Genomic DNA, 18600 nt, shown 5'->3' with positions numbered 1-18600 from the left:
ATGCCCACGGTTCGCGTATAGTTTAGAGCCGTCGCATTCGCACCTGTGAGAAAGCTTGAGTATGTTGCAGTCCGTTGAACCGGAAACCGGCAAGCCGCCAAGTCCTGAAGTCCTTCCGCCCGCAGCGCGAACACGGACACCGATGGAGCGCACCAAGCTGGTTCTGAAAGCGCTGCTTCAAACGGCTTTGGCGTTTGCCATTCTCTTCGGTGCCTTCAAGGGCATGAATCAGCTCATCGCGACCCGCCCGGACGTGCCGAAGCGGCCTGTTCAGGAAAAAAGTTATGCGGTTGAAACCACCACAGTTCAACAAGGCGATTATGCGCCGTTGATCTCCGTTTACGGCCAGACCCAGGCTGGCCGGGAAGTCGATTTGCGGGCGCTGGTCGGCGGCGAGATTGTCGAAGTTCATCCAGATTTGAAGGCGGGCGGTAAAGTCGAGCGCGGCGATACCCTGGTTGTGATTGATCGTTTCGACTATGAAGGGGCCGTGACTGAAGCCCGTGCCAACCTTGCTGAAGCGCAAGCCGCACTGGTGGAAAACGAGGGCCGTGTTGCGCTTGAAAAGGCCAATCTGGTTCGTGCCGGAGAACAGCTGGAGTTTGCGCAACGTGATCTGGAGCGGGCAGAGGAGCTTCTCGGACGCGGTGCGGCAACAGAGCGAACGGTTGACGACCGTAAGCTGATCGTGTCCCAGCGCCAGCAAAGTGTTGAACGGTCTGAAAACACGTTGGCTTTGGAAGAGGCAAAGGTCGTTCAGCAAAAGGCGACTGTCGAGCGCCTGGAATGGCGCCTTGAAAACGCTCAGCGCCAGTTGGAGAACACCGTCCTCACGGCACCATTCGATGCGATCGTGCGTTCGTCAGCGGCCGAGCCGGGACGCCTCATCAGCGTAAATGATGCAATCGTATCCCTCTATGACAGCAGCGAATTCGAAGTCCGGCTGACCCTGTCGGACAACCAGTACGGCCGCTTGCTCGAAGACAGCGGTACAGTTGTCGGGCGCCCGGTCGACGTGATCTGGAATCTCGGGGATCAGCCTGTCACTTATCCAGCGACAGTTACACGGATTGGAGCGGATGTCGCAAGCGACCGGGGCGGCGTTGATCTGATAGCCCGCATTAATGCATCCGGAGCGGCTGTTCCGCTGCGCCCGGGTGCCTTCGTTGAAGTGGCGGTTCCGGACAGAACCTATGCCGACAGCTTTCGCATCCCGGAAACAGCTTATTATGGCCAGGGGACTGTCTATGTCGTTGAAGACAATCGCCTTCAGGCCAGATCAGTGAACGCACTTGCAATTGACGACGGCTTCATACTCGTGCGCGGTGACCTGAAATCCGATGAAACCTTGTTGGTGACGCGTATCCCGGAAGCTGGCGAAGGACTGCTGGTCAGCGATGTGAACGCTGAGCAACCGGCGCCGAACCAAGCTGCTGAGCCTGCAGATCAATCTGCTACGGTTGCGCAGTAAAAGGGGGACGACATGGCACGCCCTATGGAACCCCGCGGCATCATGGAAGTTCTTGTCCGGCACCCGAATGCAGCCAACCTGATCATGGCGATCATGGTGCTCTTTGGCGCCTACGGCCTTGCGAAGCTAAATACGCAGTTCTTTCCAACCGTCAAGATCGACAGCATCTCCGTTTCGGTTGCCTGGCCGGGAGCCAGTGCGGAGGACGTGTCGTCCAACATTCTTGAAGTTATCGAGCCCGAACTCCGGTTCATTGATGGCATGAAGGAATTGACGTCCTACGGCCGCGAAGGCAGCGCCTCGGTGCGGATGGAGTTCTTCGAAGGCACCGACATGCAAAAGGCTTTGTCGGATGTCGAACAGGCCGTCTCTGCGGTCACGACGCTTCCCGTGGATTCCGAAACGCCCGTCGTATCGGCGGCAAACTTTACAGACGGCGTGGCAACGCTTGCCCTTCGTGGTCCGTTCCCGGAGCAGGCGCTGAAAGTCTTTGCGCGGCAGATGCGCGATGACCTGCTCGCCCGTGGCATCGACAAGGTTGAGCTCAAGGGGTACCGGTCGCCGGAGTATCTCGTTGAAATACCGGAACGCGAACTCCGCCGGCTGGATCTGACCGTTTCGGATGTGGCCACCCAGATTGCCGGAAACACGGTTGATTTGCCTGCCGGCAATCTCGACGGAGGTGTCGAACGGCAGATCAGGGCCTTATCTGAGGATCGGTCTCCGGAGGCTGTTGGCCGCGTTGAGGTGAAGTCTTTTGCATCGGGCGAAAAGACCAAGGTTGAGGATATCGGTACGGTCGTCCGGGATTTTGACGAAAGCGAAAACCAGGGTTTTTCTCAGGGCGCGCGCGCAATTGAACTCGACATTCTTCGAGCCGAGACCACAGACACATTGAAGGCGGCGCAGATCGTCGATGACTATTTGGCAGAAATCACGCCTCAGCTGCCGCAGTCACTCGAAATCCTGAAATACGACGTCCGGGCCGACGCCGTGAAGGGCCGCATCAATCTGCTTGTCGAAAACGGGCTCACCGGTCTCGTGCTCGTCGTCGGGATTTTGTTCTTGTTCCTCAACGCACGGATCGCGCTTTGGGTCGCAGCTGGCATTCCGGTCGCCATGATGGCAACGCTCGGGATCATGTGGCTGATGGGCGAGAGCATCAACATGATCTCCATGTTCGCCCTTATCATGATGCTTGGTGTGATTGTTGATGATGCGATTGTGGTCGGCGAGCATACGGCGACCCGGCAAGCCATGGGTGACAATCCTGAAGATGCGGCTGTCAACGGGGCAACTACGATGCTGGCGCCGATCTTTGCCGCAAGCCTGACGACAATCGCGGCCTTTGTGCCGATCCTCCTGATCAGTGATGTGCTCGGTCAAATCATGGGAACGCTGCCCGTCGTTGTGGTCGCTGTTGTCATCGCATCCTTGATCGAATGTTTCATGATCCTTCCGGGTCACCTGTCGCATGCCCTCGGCAGCCGGCCGCGCTGGAACTGGTGGCGTGTCGTTCTTCTTGCGGGTGCGCCGGCGCTGTTCCTGAGCGCGCTTGTCAACCAGCCGGACATGTCGGTTCCCCCGTTCCTGGATGTGATCGATGATCCCTTGCGCGCCCTCAAGGACACCGTCGGTTTGGTTCCGTTCGAGGCGATTGTTGTCGCGGTCTGTTTTACGCTTGCAGTCGGATTTGAAGCTTTTCTGAGTGTCATGCGCCGATCACGGGCTGGGTCCCGCCGCAGCGGCCAGCCAAGCTGGTTCCGCCGCGGGTTTGACGTTGGCTTCAACTGGGTCCGCGATTATCCCTTCCATGCCTTTGTGAAGGTCGCGGTGAACTGGCGGTATGTCACCTTCGCGGTCGCGGTCGCCGCCATGGTGCTGGCTGTGGGGCTCGTCCGGGGTGGCCGTGTGGGCTTTACATTCTTTCCCTCGCCAGAAGCGGAAAACCTGACTGCCTCTATCTTTTTCCATGCTGGCATCCCGGAAGATCAGGCGATTGCTGGGATCATCAAGATTGAGGACGCCCTGAAAGAAGCGGAAGCGGAGCTCACCGGCGGCGCTGGTTCGAGACTTGTCGTTGCGACCTACGCAACGCTTGGTGTTGCGGGCAACAACCGTGGGGACAATGTCGCAAACATCACCGTTCAGCTCAGCCGGTCCGAGGAGCGGACTGTCAGGACGCCGGCCATTGTCAATGCGTGGCGGGCAGCCGTTCCGGAGATTCCAGGCATCTCCCGCGTTGCGATCGCCGAACGGCGCGGCGGTCCCCCGGGGCGGGATCTAGATATCCGGCTGACCGGAGCATCGCTTCAGGATCTGAAGGCGGCAGCACGGGAGCTGCAGCAGGAACTGTCTGCCTTCCCGGGAACCAGCGGTGTTGAGGATGATTTGCCCTATGGCAAGCCGGAGCTGCTGGTTGAGCTGACGCCACGCGGACGGGCGCTCGGGTTCACGGTGGAAAGTGCAGCGCGGCAAATCCGCAATGCATTCGAAGGCAACATCGCCCGGAGGTTTGCCGAAGGCGATGAAGAGGTGACCGTTCGGGTTCGTCAGCAAATCGATGTCGACGGTACAGCGGCCCTGCGGCAGCTGTCCTTGCGAACACCGGGCGGTGAATTCGTACCGCTCACAGAAGTCGTCAACCTGACCGATGCGCAAGGCTTCTCGGTGATCCTGCGCCGGGATGGCAAGACGGTTGTCTCCGTGGTCGCCGACATCGACAGCACGGTGACGTCGAACAACCAAATCATTGCCGAGCTTCAGGAAGCCTTCCTGCCCAATCTCGCAAGAACCTACGGTCTGGAGTATTCGTTTGCGGGCAGGGCAGAGGAGCAGGCGAATGCGTTCTCCGAGCTCCTGACCGGTGTGCTCATGGCAATCGCAGGGATCTATATCATCCTTGCTGCGATTTTCGGCAGTTATTCCCGGCCGCTCGTTGTCATGTCGATCATACCGTTTGGCATCGTCGGCGCAATTGTCGGCCACTACCTGATGGGCTTTAAGCTCACCATTCTCAGCATGATCGGTTTGCTCGGACTTGCCGGGATCCTGGTCAACAACTCGATCATTTTGGTCGCCCGTTTCGAGGAACGGCGCAAGAGTGGCGAGGACCTGGATTCAGCTGCAATCAGTTCAAGCTGCGATCGCTTGCGCGCTGTGTTGTTGACCTCAATGACCACCATCGGCGGGTTGTTGCCGCTGATGTTTGAGACCAGCCTGCAGGCGCAGTTCCTGCTACCCATGGCCATCACGATCGTGTTCGGTTTGGCAACGGCAACAGCGCTGGTTTTGGTGCTGGTGCCGGCTCTCCTGAAGATTGGCGACGATATCGCCGGTCTTTTTCAGCTGCGCCAGAGACCTGTGCCACCATCTGCTGGGACCGGACGTGGATTGACTCCCGCCGAGTAGTGTCAAAGCCCGGCTGCGAACTCTGCAACGGCTTGAGCGGCAGCGTTGATGTTGCCATCAAGCGTTGCGGGCGATTTGCCGCGCGGACCAAAGTCGTGGTTGCCGTCTTCCAGATATCTAAGCGCGACAGCATCGGGCAAAGTGATGGCATCAATCTCCGCCTGATTGCCAAAGGGATCGCGATCTCCTTGCAGAATTAGTACCGGGCGCTTGGCGTCCTGAAGAGGGGAAAGCCGCCATTCGGCATCCGGCTTGCCGGTAGGATGGAACGGATAACCGAAACAACAGACACCTTGGACACGGGCGGGCAGGGAACCGCCACCGGACAACATGGCAGCCACCCGGCCGCCCATGGATTTCCCGCCTACCAGAAGCTGTCCTTCAGCCTCATGCATGAGCTTCTGCAGGGCAGTCTGGAACTCACCGATCAGTTTGTCGGCCTTTGGCGGTGGTTTCTTGGAGCCGCCAGTTCTGCGGCCAGCCATGTAAGCAAATTCGAACCGTGCGCTCGCAATCCTGTTTTCGGCGAGCGCACTTGCAAGCTTCTCCATGAACGTGGAATCCATCGGTGCGCCGGCCCCATGTGCCAGGAGTAGTGTTGCTATGGGGTCTGTGTCCGGCCGGGTCCAAAGAAAATCAGTCATGGTCTTGTCTGCTGTGCCGCGCGAATGTGAATTGCTGGAAATCGTGTCCGTGCACTACATATGCTCGGCGAGGAAAGCAAGTCAGGGATGCGAGGTGCAGGTGGAGACGGCTGGATTACTGGAAGGTCTGGATACGAACACAATCCGGCTGGCCTGTTTTGCGGGCATATTTGGCCTGATGGCGGCTGTTGAATTCGCATTGCCAAAGCGGGAGCAACCACTCGGGCGGAGCAAACGCTGGCCGACCAATTGGGCGCTCGTCGTTCTTGATGCAGCATTGGTTCGGTTCATCTTTCCAATTGGTGGTGTTGGCCTGGCGATGCTGGCCTTCGACAATAGCTGGGGCCTGTTCGGCTGGCTCGGCTGGTCGGGCGTTGCGGCCTGGTTGCTGACCTTCGTTATTCTGGATCTTGCGGTCTGGTTTCAACATTGGGCGTCTCACAAGGTGCCGCTGTTCTGGCGCATTCACCGGATGCACCACGCAGATGCTGAGGTCGATGTTTCGACCGCGCTTCGGTTTCATCCGATTGAGATCCTTCTCTCGTTTGTCTGGAAAGGTGCGGTCATTGTCGCGCTCGGCGGACCGGTGGAAGCGGTGCTGGTTTTTGAAATCGTGTTGAATGGCGCAGCACTCTTCAATCACGCAAATGCCTCCCTCCCGGGATGGCTCGACCGGATCCTGAGAGTGTTGATCGTGACGCCAGACATGCATCGGGTACATCATTCGGTTGAGCGCCGCGAAACGGATTCGAACTACGGCTTCAATCTTTCCGTATGGGATCGGATTTTCGGAACCTATGTGCCGCAGCCTGAGCGTGGGCACGATGGCATGGAGCTCGGGCTTGGACCCGAACTCACGCCGAAAGCGCACAGTTTGCCGTTCAGTCTGGCTATTCCGTTTCTGAGGTCCGGACGGCGTCCCGAGACACCTGAAAATCAGTAGAAACTGAGCGGAAAGTAACGCAGATACAGTTCCTGATAGACGCCCTTTTGGTGCAGCTGCCTTAGGGCATAGTTCAATGCTGCGGCCCGCTCGGTATCACCGCTCCGCGTAGCAATCGCCATACCCTCCCCAAAGTAACCCGGTTCCAACCAGGGACCACCGGCAAAGCGGCAACAGTTTTCTGCTGCCGGGCTGCGCAGCCAGAACGAGAGACTGAGACCGTCACCAAAATGAGCATCTGCCGTCCCATTCTTCACGGCTTCTCTCGCTTCTGCAGTGGACGGGAAGTTCAGGATGTCGGCGCTGGGCCAGAACTTGCGTGCAAAGGCTTCGTAACGGGTTCCGGCTTGGACCGCGACTGTTTGGCCGGGTTCGGGAGCATCGCCGAAGTCGTTATCCGCTGAGTTTGAAACGATCACACGGGCCGGCAGTTTCATGTAATCGTCGGTGAATGTCAGGTCGCGGGCCCGCGGTGAATACCGGGAAAGGCCTGAGATGATTGCGTCTCCCTCTTCCTCCTCCAAGGCCGGGATCAAAACCTCAAAATCCTTTATTTTCAATGCACAGGAGATTGCGAGCTCCTGGCATAGGGCACGGGACAAGTCGATGTTGAACCCTGTCAAGCGGCCTTGCGGATCGCGGAACACAAAGGGCGGGAAGTTGTCCGTTGCAAGAAACTGGATTGTATCCGGGATGTTGTTCGGCCGGTCAAAAACAGCTTTGTGATCCCAGAAATTTGGAACGATGATTTCCGGTTGATCTGCCCGAGCTAAATCAGAAGTTGCAACCATAGCGATTATATTTAATAGTAATGCAACTAAAAACACGAAAGTAACACCAAATACCCGTTTGCCGGGGGGCAGCAACTCAGCTTCGTTTATTGATGATCCCCTACGGCAGAAGTGCGTGTATCGAGTATGCGGGGGGAACGGAAATGCAGGACAGTCTGCCGGGTGTTCTTGAAATACTGTTGTCACGTGGCGTTCCCCGATCGGTTTTAACAGCGGCTCATGACGCGGCCCAAGTTCATGACGTCCCGTTCGAAGAGTATCTGCTTCGCCACGCCATTGTCACTACGGAGTGTCTTTACAGCGCCTTTGCAGAACTCTGCAATCTACCGTTTTTGCCGGAAAACGGGTTTCGGTTGCGCACCTTGAATGACCGGCCATTGGCCATAGGGGAGGCGGAGTTCGGCCCGACCCTGTTGTCGCTTTACCGGAACCAGGCGCTTTATGCGATCGCTCCAGAGCCCGGACAGTTTCTCGCGGTCCGCCGCCATTTGGAACGCCACCCGATTCTTGCCAAGCAAATCCGGATCACGACCCCGACCGCAATCGAATATGCTTCCCATGTATCCAATTCACCGGCCGGAGAATTGGAAATCCGGTTTCCGTCCTATTCAGCGCGGCATATCCGGTTGCCGGCGGTCCTTTTGATCCTGTGTTTTCTTGCTGTCTTTGTGCTGGGTGTCAGCCAGATGATTTCCGGGGCTTTGTTGTTTGTCGTAACCGGCGTCGTTTCGCTGGCCTGTTTGGGAGCCGGGATCATCCGCTTTGTTTGCGCACAGTCTTCTCAAGAGGAAGACTTGGTCTACCATTTGCCGGAACCCTTAAGCTCCGGGCTGATCATTTGGCCGCGATATACGGTTCTTGTTCCACTCTATAGGGAAGCAGGTGTTGTTCCGGATCTACTACGAGCCTTAAATGCGCTGAATTATCCGCGCGACCGGCTTCAGATCCTCCTCCTGATGGAAACGGACGACCTTGAAACCGCTGCAGCCCTTCCTGAAGATCTGCCGTCTCACATCGAAGCCTTGGTGGTGCCGGACGGGACACCCCGGACGAAACCACGCGCGTTGGACTACGGTCTGGCAGCAGCCACCGGAACTTATGTGACTGTCTTCGATGCGGAGGACAGGCCAGACCCTGACCAGCTGAAGAAGGCTGCTTTCCTGTTTGCTAGAGGACCGGCCGAGCTCGCTTGCCTGCAGGCGCGATTGGTTGTCGATAACGCCAACGAGACCTTCATCTCCCGCCAGTTCGCGCTTGAATATGGCTGCCTGTTTGACCAGTTGTTGCCGTGGTTGTTCAGGCATCGTTGGCCGTTTCCGCTGGGTGGGACCTCCAACCACTTCCGCATCAGTGCATTGCATGCTGTTGGTGGGTGGGACCGGTACAATGTTACCGAAGACGCTGATCTCGGTGTCCGGCTCGAACGGCTGGGGTTCCGGCTCGGTGTCTTGCCGTGTCAGACATTGGAAGAAGCGCCGGTTACCTTGAGGGCTTGGCTCGCCCAGCGCGCCCGCTGGCACAAAGGGTGGCTGCAGACAATTTTCGTTCATGCCCGATCACCGAGACGGTTACTGAGCGATCTGGGAGCGGTCAGAACAGCCGTTTTGGCGGCATTGTTCCTCGGCACTTTTCTCTTGATCGCACTACATCCGGTTTTCTTGGTTCTCCTGACCGGATCTCTCCTTGGGTATTACGACCACACTTATTTCTTCGGCAATATTGTGCTGACCGTGATGTTTGTATCAGGTGCGGCCGCCGGCTATGCCGGCGCTTTGTTTGCTTTGTGGACAGGTGCCCGCAGGCGCGGGCATGGCATCCGGTTGCTCGACGCACCGGGTGTCTTGATCTACTGGATGTTTGCGGGTCTCGCCTTTTACAGAGCCGTCTGGGAATTGGCCTCAGCACCTTACCGTTGGAACAAGACGGAACATGGTGTATCGCGTCAACGAACCTCTTTGACCGATTGGAAAACGGCGCCCGAAGCGGAACTAAAATAGGCATTATCCTTGTTGCGAAGCGTAATCATCCCATTTTCTTGAAAAATCGAAAACTGCTGATCTCTTTCCCCTCTGGCTTATGAGGCAGTTGAAGGCCATATTTCCGTTTGCAACTGAATTTAAGGGAAGAATGGCAGTGCCGAAGTCGTACTATGCGCCCACAGGCGGACATCCAGGGCAGGAAACACTCTTGACTGACAGGGCCGTCTTTACAGACGCCTATGCCGTCATTCCGCGCCGGACCATGCGCGATATCGTAACCAGCTATCTGCCATTTTGGGATGAGACGCGTCTTTGGGTCCTGTCCCGCCCATTGTCCGGGTTTGCCGAGACCTTTTCGCAGTACATCATGGAAGTCTCACCCGGTGGCGGTTCAGAGCGCCCGGAAACGGACCCCGATGCTGAAGGTGTTCTTTTTGTTGTGGAGGGCGAGGCCGTTCTGACTATCGAGGGAACGCGCCATGAATTGCGCGCCGGGAGTTATGCCTTCCTGCCGCCCGAGACGGATTGGACCTTCAAGAATGAAAGCACCAATCCGGTGCGCTTTCACTGGGTACGCAAATCCTATGAAGCTGTCGAAGGTCTGGATTTTCCCGAGGCTTTTGTGACCCATGAAGACGATGTCGCGCCGATTGAAATGCCGGGCACGGACGGCAAGTGGGCAACGACCCGCTTCGTCGATCCCAAGGACTTGCGGCACGACATGCATGTCAACATCGTCACCTTCCAGCCGGGGGCGGTTATTCCCTTTGCCGAGACCCATGTGATGGAGCACGGGCTTTATGTGCTCGAAGGCAAGGCGGTTTACCGGCTTAATCAGGATTGGGTCGAAGTGGAGGCCGGTGACTATATGTGGCTCCGGGCCTTTTGCCCTCAGGCCTGTTATGCCGGCGGCCCGGGACCGTTCCGGTACCTTCTTTACAAGGACGTCAATCGGCACATGGCGCTCTAAGCAGCTTCGCCAGACAGAATGGGAATAGGGGCGATAGTGGCTCGCTTTTCCCATAATTGTCTCTAAGGACAATGTTTTTCGAGACAGGCAGCCATGGATTGATAACAATAAGACCGCGGTCCAGCTTCACCTGCCGGGCTGTGACAACCCCGGCTTTGCCGGGTGTTCCGGCTGCTCTTCATCATAGCGGACATGTAACATGCGGATCGTCATCAACGGGTTCGGCCGTATTGGCCGGACTGTCTTGCGCCAAATACTGCGGTTGCCAGCTGGTCGCTCCATTGATGTGGTGCAGATCAATGACATCGCCGCGCTCGAGACCTGCGCGTACCTCTTCAAGTACGACAGCGTCTTTGGTCCTTATCCGGGATCCGTTGAGCGCACGGACGACAGCCTGATCGTGGACGGGCGTAAAATCCCGTTCACGTGTGCGCCGGATATTTCCGGGTTCGACCTGTCAGGTGTGGATGTGGTTTTGGAATGCACAGGGCGGGCGGATACCAGAGATGTTGCATCCCGGGGCCTCAAGGCCGGCGCCAGCAATGTGCTTATCTCCGGGCCGTCTGCTGCCGCAGATGTGACCCTGGTGCTCGGGGCGAATGAAGACCAGCTCGGCAGCCACACGATTGTGTCCAATGGGTCTTGCACAACAAACGCCTTGGCTCCGCTCTTGCGCGGAATTGATGATGCGATCGGCATCGAAACCGGCCACATGACGACGGTGCACTGTTACACCGGCAGTCAGCCGATGGTGGATGCGCCGCGTGGGCCGCTGGAGCGCAGCCGGGCAGGCGGTGTGTCTATGGTTCCGACGACCACCAGTGCGACCAAGCTCTTGGGCGTTGTTCTGCCGCAGCTGGACGGCAAAGTCAGCGGGGCTGCCGTGCGAGTTCCCGCGATCAGTGTCTCGGCAATAGACGTTACGCTCACGTTGAAAGAGCCGCCAGAAGACGACGTCAACGCGCAGCTCCAGAAGATCTTTGACAGCAGTTCAATCGTCGGTTTTACGAACGATCATGTCGTCTCGACCGATATGCGTGCCCGGCCGGAGTCTCTGGTTGTTGCTCTGCCGGAAACGCTTGCTGTTGGGGACCGTCAGGTCCGCATTTTCGGCTGGTACGACAATGAATGGGGCTTTTCCTGCCGGATGATCGACATGGCGCGCATCATGGCGGCCCGGTAGGTCAAACCGCTTCAACGATCCAGGGCGTATCGAACCAGTGTTCTTCCAGGTTCGCGCCATCCCCGATCCGGTCGACGACGATATAGCGGCCCGGTTTTTCGATTGGGGCAAGGACTCCGTGCCACGTGCCTCGGTGAAGGTTGATGGATTGCCCCGGCTGGGTGACAAAGGCTTTCAAATTGACCGGCGCGCCGTCTTGGTCTTCGGCGACAATCACCAGCATCGGAACACAGTCCAGTGGAACAAATGCCTGACTGCCGTCCGGGTGCCGCTCGACCATGTCGACCGTGTAGGGAAAGGTCCGAGCCTTTGCGTCAAAGAGGCTGATCCCGGCGCGGCCGTTGCCAAAATCAACCTTTGCCAGATCATGATGACGCCCGCACATGCCTTGATTGATGATCTTGTCCGGCTCACCGGAAACCTCGATCACATCGCCATAGGCAGAAAAGGCCTCAGCTGTCAGTGGCGCGGGCGTCAGAACATGGGTCATGGCAGAACATCCATCAGGCGGAATTCCGCGATCCGCTCAACCTGTCGGCAAGCCTCAGCAAATTCCGTTTCACGGTCATTGCCGATCCGCTCGTGAAAGGCAGCCAGGATGGATGCCTTGCTGTGATCACGGACAGCGATGATGAATGGGAAACCGTGTTTGGCGACGTAGTCGGAATTGAGCTTGGTAAAGGTCTCCCGCTCGTCGTCGGTGAGCATGTCCAAACCCGCTCCTGCTTGTTCGCTGCTGCTTTCTGCGGTGAGGCGTCCAGCCGCTGCCAGCTTTCCGGCAAGGTCCGGGTGTGCGGTCAATACGCCCAAACGCTCCTCCGCGCTCGCGGTCCGGAATTTGCGGCAGAGCGCATTGTGCACCCCGGCCGCACAGTCATGCGCCGGGCCGAGTTCCAAATCAAACGCACGTTCTGCAATCCAGGGTGAGTGCTCAAAGATGCCGCCAAATCTGGCAACGAACGTGCCGCGATCCATCTGGCTCGGCCGCTCAAAGGCTTGCGGCGGATGGTGTTTGGCCCAATGCTCAGCAATCTCGATACGGCGCGGACACCAAACGTCGGTGTGGCTCTGGATGTAATCGATAAACTTCTTCAAGGCCGCGATCTTGCCCGGCCGGCCGATCAAGCGACAGTGAAGGCCTATAGACATCATCTTCGGTGCGCCCGCTTCACCTTCGGCATAGAGAACATCGAATGCGTTTTTCAGGTACTCGAAGAAATCCTCGCCGCTGCTCCATCCCGGCGATACGGAAAAGCGCATGTCGTTGGCTTCCAGCGTGTAAGGAATGATAAGCTGTTGCTTGCCGCCGATCTCAAGCCAATAGGGCAGATCATCGTCATAGGTGTCGGATATGTAGTCAAAGCCACCTTCTTCCGCGACCAGCCGGACCGTGCTTTCCGAGCAGCGCCCGGTGTACCAGCCGTGCGGACGCTCACCTGTGACTTCCGTGTGGAGACGGGTCGCTTCCGCAATGGCCGCGCGTTCGGTCTCAGGATCCATGTCCTTGTGTTCGATCCATTTCAGACCATGGCTGGCAATTTCCCAGCCAGCGCTCTTCATGGCCGCGACCTGTTCCGGATTTCGGGCGAGCGCTGTTGCAACACCATAGATCGTCAGTGGAATGTCTGCGCCGGTGAAGAGCCGGTGGATCCTCCAGAAACCGGCACGCGCGCCGTACTCATACATGGATTCCATGTTCCAGTGGCGTTGACCCGGCCACTGGGCCGCACCTGGAATATCTGACAAGAACGCTTCAGACGCGGGATCGCCGTGAAGGACGCAGTTCTCGCCGCCTTCCTCATAGTTCAGGACGAATTGCACAGCGACCTTGGCACCGTTCGGCCAGTTTGCGTTCGGCGGCGTGGGACCATAACCACGAAGATTGCGGGGATAGCGATTCAAGACAGACCTCCAAGCTTTCCGGTCTTATAAAACAGCACGCGGGTATTCGGTTTTCGATAATTCTTGAAAGTGCTTCACAGTTCCAGTTTCAGACTGAAGGCGTTTTGGCCAGTTCGTCCTGAATGTGTGCAACCATGAAATCAATAAAGAGGCGGACTTTAGGATCCTGACGGCGGCGGTGGGTGTAAAGGCATGCCATTTGAACGGGGATCGGTGGTTCGTTCTCCAAAACCTGAACCAAGCGCCCGGACTTCAAGTGTTCCGCCACTTCAAACACCGGTTTCAGAACAATTCCGTGACCTTCCAGAGCCCAAGCGGTGAGCACATCGCCGTGGTCGGACTCAAAAGGACCTTTGACCGGAATACGTTTCACACCCTCGGGTGTTTCAAGGGGCCACTGAAATTCTGGCGCGCCGGGATAGCGCATGTTCAGGCAGTCGAATTTGCCTGTCGATAAATCGGCGCTCGATGCCGGTTGACCCGTTTTGGCGATGTAGTCCGGCGAAGCGCAGAGGATCCTCTGGCAATCGGCGATCTTGCGGATTTTCAGGTTCGAATCTTCCGGAACCCCCAAAAAGAATGCGGCATCGAGGCCTTCGCCTGTCAGGTCCACCTTCCGGTCAGACAAACGCAGCCGGATATCGATCAGCGGATGGTCTGCCTTGAAGGTCGGAATGGCTGGGGCAATTAGGCTTTGCCCCATGCTGATGGGAGCGGCCACGAACAGTGTGCCGCGCGGTGAGCGGGTCATGTTGGTGATTTCCGCTTCCGCTTCTTCCACCGCTTCCATTATTTTTGTTGCGCCGCGGTAAAAGATATTGCCCTGTTCGGTCGGGCTCAGCGCACGGGTCGTGCGCTGAAACAGCCGGACATTCAGGTGTTCTTCCAGTTGAGAAATCCGGGACGACGCGACCGCAGACGAAATTCTAAGGTCCCTTGCGGCCGCGGACATGTTACCGAGCTCATAGACACGTAAAAAGGTGCGGATATTCTCCAGGTAAGCCATGTGGCGATTGTTCCGGATTTTTTGAAACTGCTTGGATTATGTCGGGATACCAGAAAATTGGATGATCGACTAGGTTGATGGCAAAGTTTTTGGAGGGATTGGAATGCTGGATATCGCCATCATTTGGGACTGGCTGATGTTTGCCGTCAGGTGGCTTCATGTCATCACCGCGATCGCCTGGATCGGCTCGTCGTTTTACTTCATTGCGCTTGATCTGGGCCTTAGAAAAGTGCCGCATTTGCCTGTCGGCGCGCATGGTGAAGAATGGCAGGTCCACGGCGGCGGCTTCTACCATATCCAGAAATACCTGGTCGCACCCGCGAACATGCCGGAACATCTGATCTGGTTCAAATGGGAGAGTTATGCGACCTGGTTGTCCGGCGCGGCCCTCTTGATGATGGTCTACTGGGTCGGCGGCGAACTTTATCTGATCGATCCGGCAAAAGCGGACCTTGCGCTTTGGCAGGGCATCTTGATCTCTGCAGCATCCCTGTCGATCGGCTGGCTTGTCTATGACTTCCTCTGCAAGTCGAAGCTTGGCGACAACCCGACCCTGTTGATGGTTCTCCTGTTCGCGCTGCTGGTCGTGATGGGATATGGCTACAATCTGGTCTTCACCGGCCGGGCCACCATGCTGCATTTGGGCGCCTTTACGGCGACCATCATGTCGGCGAATGTCTTCTTCATCATCATTCCGAACCAGAAAATCGTCGTTGCGGACCTGAAAGCGGGCCGGACACCTGATCCGAAATACGGCAAGATCGCCAAGCTGCGGTCCACGCACAACAATTACCTGACCCTGCCAGTCATCTTCCTGATGCTGTCCAATCACTACCCGTTGGCGTTTGCTTCGGAGTACAACTGGGTAATCGCTGCGCTTGTCTTCCTGATGGGCGTCACCATCCGGCACTACTTCAACTCCAACCATGCCGGAACCGGCAATCCGACCTGGACATGGCTGGTAACCGCGCTTCTGTTCCTCGGTGTTATCTGGCTGTCGATGGCTCCGCTTCAGCACGACACCTACGAAGCGTCCGAAGCGCGTCCGCTGACAAAGACCGAGCAGGTCTTTGCCAATGCCGAAGGGTTTGAAGAGGTGATGGCGATCGTGCCCGGGCGCTGCGCCATGTGCCATGCACGGGAGCCCTTCTACGAGGGGATCCACTGGGCGCCGAAAGATGTGCTTCTGGAGACGGAAGCAGATGTTGTGCGCTCGGCCAAGCAGGTTTATCTCCAGGCTGGTGTGACCAACGCCATGCCGCCGGCCAATGTGTCTCATATGGAAGAGAGCGAACGGCGCGCGATTGTGGCTTGGTACCGGAACGCCACCAAGGATCAGCCATTCTGGATCGGCGCGCGCTGACGGACCGGTCGGTCAATTTCTTTCACGCTTGAAATATCGCGCTTGTTAAACAGCACCTGCCCGCCTCCCAATGCTTTAATTCGGGAGGCGGCATTGTTCTCTGTTCGGCTCTGTCAATTAAAGACTTGTGTCATTCGTCAATTCTCCCAATAAAAAACTTTGCCTATGCCCTTGCGTCACGGGGTTTTACTAAGGCCATCCCGCATCTATGGTTGAGGTGCAATCTTCACTGCTTGAGGAGGCAACTGAGGGTTGTTTGAGGAACAGGCGTTGATGCCGGGGGGGAAGTAATGACATCAAGCGATCGTCCGTGGACCGCGTTTTATGGACCCGATGTGCGGTCCGATATAGAGACCGCATCCTACCGCACGATCAGTGACTTGATCCGGTCTGCAGCAGACACTTTCAAGTCTGCCCCGGCCTTCACGACCTGCATGCACAATGGCATGAACGGCACTTTGACCTTCGAGCAGGTCGATGAAATGTCAGACGCCTTTGCGGTCTATCTTCGGGAGGTGGCAGGACTTGCACAGGGCGACCGCGTAGCGTTGCAAATGCCAAATGGCCTGTCGTTTCCAATCGCTGCCTTTGGGGTCTTCAAGGCCGGCTGTGTTCTGGTAAACGTCAACCCGCTTTACACGGCTGAAGAGATGGCGCGGCAGTTCCAGGATGCGGAACCGCATGCGCTGGTGATTGTCGATATGTTTGCCGACAAGATCCCGGCTGCAACAAAGGGACATCCGATCCCCAACATTATCGTCACGCGGGTTGCGGAGTTTTTGCCGTCATTGCCGCGCGGCATCATCGGGTTGGTGCAAAAATACTGGGACCGGTCGGTCAAACCAATCGAAATCCCGCATATCCGTTTTCCGGAAGCGCTCGCAGCGGGGCGGGACCACAAAACCCGCGACCATGTCGAAGTTGATGCCTATCACCAGTCCGTCGAGCCCGACGATGTGGCCTGCTTGCAATACACCGGCGGGACGACGGGTGTTGCGAAGGGCGCGATGCTCACCCACAAGAACCTGCTAATGAACATGGAGCAATCGCTGGAGATGTGTCCGGCGGTGCAACGAGGCGAGGAGGTCGCTCTGACAGCCCTTCCGCTTTACCATATCTTCGCGTTCACGCTGAATTTGCTTGCCTTTTATTGGATCGGATCGCGGAACATTCTGATCCCGAATCCCCGGCCGCTGACAAATCTCAAACGCGCGTTTGAGAATTACAAGATCACCTGGATGAGCGGGGTGAACACCTTGTTCAACGGTCTGTGCAACGAGACGTGGTTTCTCGACAGCCCGCCAAAATATCTGAAGTTTTCCTCTGCCGGCGGCATGGCCTTACAGGCAGATGTCGCGCGCAGATGGGAGGAGGTGACGGGCCGGCCGGTGCTGCAGGGCTACGGGCTGACCGAAACCTCACCTGTTCTCAGTTTCAACCCAATCGGCAAGACGCGGGACGGTTCGATCGGGATACCGCTGCCGTCCACCTTGTTGCGCTGTGTGGACGATGACGGAAACCCGGTGCCGCAGGGCGAGCGCGGGGAAATCGCCGCCAAAGGCCCACAGGTTATGGCTGGATATTGGAACAAGCCAGAAGAGACCGCGATCGTCATGCGGGATGGTTGGTTTCTGACAGGTGATATCGGCGTGATGGAGCCGGATGGGTACTTCTACATCGTTGATCGGAAGAAGGACATGATTGTCGTGTCGGGCTTCAATGTGTATCCGAACGAGGTCGAAGACTGCCTTGCCTTGCATCCGGGCATCTTCGAAGCCGCCGTAATTGGCGTTCCGGATGACACCACTGGAGAAGCGGTGAAGGCCTATGTTGTTCTGAACGACAAGAGCCTGACCAAAGAGGTGATCCGGGCTCATTGCAAGGAGCACCTGACAGCGTACAAGGTGCCCAAACGGGTTGAGATCCGGGACGACCTGCCCAAATCAAACGTTGGCAAGATCCTCAGAAAAGACCTGCGCGCAGAAGAGCTGCAGGCGGCGGAGTAACACTACATGGTCGGAGCATTTGAACAGGCGCTTCTGGCGGCCATGATCTTTGTCATCATGCTGGGAATGGGCGCGTCCCTGACCCCGCGCGACTTCTATCTGGCACTGCGCCGGCCCTATGGTCTCGCCGTTGGCGTTGTCTCACAATATGGCTTTATGCCGTTCATCGGCTTCCTGATGACACTGGCTTTGGCATTGCCCGAGCCGATTGCTATCGGGCTGTTGATCATGTCCTGCATGCCGGGGGGCACGACATCGAACATTTTTGCCTATTTCTCCAAAGGCAATCTGGCGCTGTCCGTACTCATGACGGTGACTTCGACCGTGTTCGGCGTCATCCTCATCCCGATTGTCCTTGTGATCTACGCCACGGCGCTGGATCTCGAAATCCCGCGGGAAAACATCATCGCAACCCTTGTGATCCTGTTGGTCCCTGTCGCGATCGGCATGGGTTTGCGCAAAATCAGTGCAAATATCGGAGCGGTGACGGAGTTCTTCGGATCGGCTTTGGCCTTGTTCTTTATCGCCTTCATCGCGATCTCCTGGATCCCGCGGAACTGGCAATTCCTTCTGACAACCACACCGGCGACCTATTTCGCAGCGATCACGCTCGGTGTCTTCGGGATATTGGTCGGCTATCTCTTCGCCCGGTCCTTGAAGCTCCATCCACGCAATGTTCGGACAATCGCCTTGGAGACCGGCATTCAGAATGGACCGCTGGCTGTCGCCATCATCGCCCTGACCTTCCCAAGCGACGAGCAGCAGGGGATCATGGCCGTGGCGGCGCTCTATTCCCTGTTCATCGTGATCACGTCGACCTTGGTGACACTCATCTTCCGGCGGGCGAACACGGCCGCAGAACAGAAGATCCCCGACAGCCTGCTTTAGAGCGTGTCGCGTTTAATCGAATTCAGAATTTTTCAGGTTTCGC

The 18600-nt window shown here is 57.2% G+C and carries 14 protein-coding genes; 9 read left to right on the top strand and 5 right to left on the bottom strand.

Annotated features, from left to right (window positions below):
* Positions 1–61: 61 nt before the first annotated feature.
* Together ACVDG4_RS09305 and ACVDG4_RS09300 are read left to right on the top strand one after the other, a co-directional pair.
* Positions 62–1471 (top strand): efflux RND transporter periplasmic adaptor subunit, encoded by a 1410-nt coding sequence (locus ACVDG4_RS09305; RefSeq protein WP_447234843.1) that lies wholly within the window; start codon positions 62–64, stop codon positions 1469–1471.
* Positions 1472–1483: 12 nt separating this feature from the next.
* Positions 1484–4882, top strand: coding sequence for an efflux RND transporter permease subunit (locus ACVDG4_RS09300; protein WP_447234842.1), 3399 nt, complete (start codon positions 1484–1486; stop codon positions 4880–4882).
* A 2-nt stretch (positions 4883–4884) separates the two neighbouring features.
* Here ACVDG4_RS09300 and ACVDG4_RS09295 read toward each other — a convergent pair whose 3' ends face one another.
* Complete coding sequence (locus ACVDG4_RS09295; protein WP_447234841.1) at positions 4885–5526, bottom strand: alpha/beta family hydrolase; 642 nt, start codon at positions 5524–5526, stop codon at positions 4885–4887.
* 178 nt (positions 5527–5704) lie between these two features.
* Between ACVDG4_RS09295 and ACVDG4_RS09290 the strand changes: the two genes are divergently transcribed.
* Positions 5705–6469 carry a sterol desaturase family protein gene (locus tag ACVDG4_RS09290; protein ID WP_409692066.1) on the top strand — a complete coding sequence of 255 codons (765 nt, stop codon included), beginning with the start codon at positions 5705–5707 and terminating at the stop codon, positions 6467–6469.
* Here ACVDG4_RS09290 and ACVDG4_RS09285 read toward each other — a convergent pair.
* Positions 6463–7260, bottom strand: a complete 798-nt coding sequence (locus ACVDG4_RS09285) for a transporter substrate-binding domain-containing protein (RefSeq protein WP_447234840.1) — start codon at positions 7258–7260, stop codon at positions 6463–6465. The genes ACVDG4_RS09290 and ACVDG4_RS09285 overlap by 7 nt on opposite strands.
* 143 nt (positions 7261–7403) lie before the next feature.
* Here ACVDG4_RS09285 and ACVDG4_RS09280 point away from each other — a divergent pair, with 143 nt between their 5' ends.
* From ACVDG4_RS09280 to ACVDG4_RS09270, 3 genes are all read left to right on the top strand, one after another.
* Complete coding sequence (locus tag ACVDG4_RS09280; protein WP_447234839.1) at positions 7404–9257, top strand: glycosyltransferase family 2 protein; 1854 nt, start codon at positions 7404–7406, stop codon at positions 9255–9257.
* Between the two features lie 130 nt (positions 9258–9387).
* Positions 9388–10209 (top strand): bifunctional allantoicase/(S)-ureidoglycine aminohydrolase, encoded by an 822-nt coding sequence (locus tag ACVDG4_RS09275; RefSeq protein WP_447234838.1) that lies wholly within the window; start codon positions 9388–9390, stop codon positions 10207–10209.
* A gap of 199 nt (positions 10210–10408) precedes the next feature.
* Positions 10409–11392, top strand: a complete 984-nt coding sequence (locus ACVDG4_RS09270) for a type I glyceraldehyde-3-phosphate dehydrogenase (RefSeq protein WP_447234837.1) — start codon at positions 10409–10411, stop codon at positions 11390–11392.
* Between the two features lies 1 nt (position 11393).
* On the opposite strand, the gene ACVDG4_RS09265 is transcribed toward ACVDG4_RS09270, so the two are convergent.
* The 3 genes from ACVDG4_RS09265 to ACVDG4_RS09255 all read right to left on the bottom strand — a co-directional run bounded on the left by ACVDG4_RS09265 (position 11394) and on the right by ACVDG4_RS09255 (position 14300).
* Positions 11394–11882 (bottom strand): ureidoglycolate lyase, encoded by a 489-nt coding sequence (locus tag ACVDG4_RS09265; RefSeq protein ID WP_447234836.1) that lies wholly within the window; start codon positions 11880–11882, stop codon positions 11394–11396.
* Positions 11879–13294 carry an allantoinase PuuE gene (puuE, locus tag ACVDG4_RS09260; protein ID WP_447234835.1) on the bottom strand — a complete coding sequence of 472 codons (1416 nt, stop codon included), beginning with the start codon at positions 13292–13294 and terminating at the stop codon, positions 11879–11881. The genes ACVDG4_RS09265 and puuE overlap by 4 nt, the downstream gene beginning before the upstream one ends.
* A gap of 88 nt (positions 13295–13382) precedes the next feature.
* A complete protein-coding gene (locus tag ACVDG4_RS09255) occupies positions 13383–14300 on the bottom strand; it encodes a LysR family transcriptional regulator (protein WP_306149500.1) in 918 nt (305 codons plus the stop codon).
* A gap of 103 nt (positions 14301–14403) precedes the next feature.
* Between ACVDG4_RS09255 and ACVDG4_RS09250 the strand changes: the two genes are divergently transcribed.
* The 3 genes from ACVDG4_RS09250 (at position 14404) to ACVDG4_RS09240 (ending at position 18557) form a co-directional block, all read left to right on the top strand.
* Positions 14404–15663, top strand: coding sequence for a urate hydroxylase PuuD (locus ACVDG4_RS09250; protein ID WP_209172881.1), 1260 nt, complete (start codon positions 14404–14406; stop codon positions 15661–15663).
* A 290-nt stretch (positions 15664–15953) separates the two neighbouring features.
* On the top strand, positions 15954–17669 hold the full coding sequence (locus ACVDG4_RS09245) for an AMP-binding protein (RefSeq protein WP_447234834.1): 1716 nt from the start codon (positions 15954–15956) through the stop codon (positions 17667–17669).
* 6 nt (positions 17670–17675) lie between these two features.
* A complete protein-coding gene (locus ACVDG4_RS09240; RefSeq protein WP_447234833.1) occupies positions 17676–18557 on the top strand; it encodes a bile acid:sodium symporter family protein in 882 nt (293 codons plus the stop codon).
* Positions 18558–18600: the final 43 nt, after the last annotated feature.

The sequence above is a fragment of the Roseibium sp. MB-4 genome, from assembly GCF_053005265.1.
Note: the sequence above shows the minus strand (reverse complement) of the source record. Positions and strands in the feature narration are given on the sequence as shown.